We start from the raw sequence: 1469 nt of genomic DNA on the forward strand, positions 1-1469 counted from the left end.
CGTCACGTGCCCCGACAGACTTTAGCTGTCCAATCAGACCATCATAACGCCCACCAGCACAGACAGTTGCTTGACTACCCAGCTTGTCAGTGACCCACTCAAAAACCGTTTTATTATAATAATCAAGACCGCGAACCAAGTGTGGATTGATTTCATAATCTATACCAAGCGTCGTCAGATACGCTTGAACTTGTTCAAAATGGACCTTACTTTCTGTCCCTAAGAAGTCAGCAAGCTTGGGTGCATGAGTAAGCAGTGCTTGGGTACTTGGCTCTTTACTGTCCAAAATCCGTAGCGGATTGGTAGTCAAACGGCGCTTACTGTCTTCATCAAGCTGATCTTGCTTGTCCGTTAAGTAGGCAACTAGAGCATCTCGATAAGCACGGCGCTCATCGATTTCACCCAAGCTGTTTAATTGCAGACGCATCTCATCTTTGAGACCCAGCTCTTGCCACATTAGATGGGTCATTGCAATCAGCTCAGCATCAGCATCTGGCGACGCGCTACCAAAGCTCTCTACCCCTATCTGATGAAACTGACGGTAGCGTCCTTTTTGCGGGCGCTCATAACGAAACATAGGGCCGATATACCAAAGTTTTGGCGTGTCACCGCGTAGCAAGTTATGCTCAAGCACTGCACGCACTGCCCCTGCTGTACCTTCAGGACGCAAGGTCAGAGGTGTTGGTGGTTCAGACTTATCAGCGAAGCTATACATCTCTTTTTCAACGATATCAGTCGCACCGCCAATAGCACGAGCAAATAGATCAGTCTGCTCAACGATGGGCAGGCGAATATTTTCGTAACCGTAACGAGCCAATACATCTGCCAATACAGCTTCTAGTTGTAGCCACTTTGCTGCCTGTTCTGGCAGAATGTCATTAAACCCTTTAATAGCTTTGATCATGATTCGGTCATATCCTCAAATATTATAACGACTGTCTCTATTGTTATTATCGTTACTACTAGCACTTAGATGCTTACTAATGATTTACTACTCACAGACTCAGGGCGATGAATAGTTGCATCATCTATTTAACTCTAATAATTTCATTTTCACGTGACTTTTCCAGCTCGCTTGCATGAGCACGTACCATACTCTCAATCTCATCAACCAGATTATTGGTATCGATAAGATGACTTTTTTCACCCATGCGGTATACCAGGGATTTGGGAGCTGCGCCTACGATACCGATGTCAGACTCTTTTGCCTCTCCTGGACCGTTCACTTTACAACCAATCACCGATAGATTCATGGGCTCACGCACATCTTCTAAACGAGCTTCTAACGCAGTCATTACCTTAATCACGTCAAACTCTTGACGAGAGCAGCTTGGGCATGCGATGAAGTTTACACCATTAGAACGAATATTGAGTGATTTTAAGATATCAAAACCGATTTTGATCTCTTCTTCTGGTTCTGCTGCCAAAGAGATACGAATGGTATCGCCAATACCATCGAGTAACAATCC

Annotated in this window: 2 protein-coding genes; both read right to left on the reverse strand. The window is 44.9% G+C overall.

Features of this window, described 5'->3' with window-relative positions; translation table 11 throughout:
- Positions 1 to 904: histidine--tRNA ligase (gene hisS, locus ACS8FD_RS14355; protein WP_439276356.1), on the reverse strand; the 904-nt coding region annotated here is incomplete at its 3' end.
- A 124-nt stretch (positions 905 to 1028) separates the two neighbouring features.
- The coding region (locus ACS8FD_RS14360; protein WP_439276357.1) for a flavodoxin-dependent (E)-4-hydroxy-3-methylbut-2-enyl-diphosphate synthase at positions 1029 to 1469 on the reverse strand (441 nt) is incomplete at its 5' end.

It is taken from the genome of Psychrobacter sp. 1U2, from assembly GCF_051847575.1.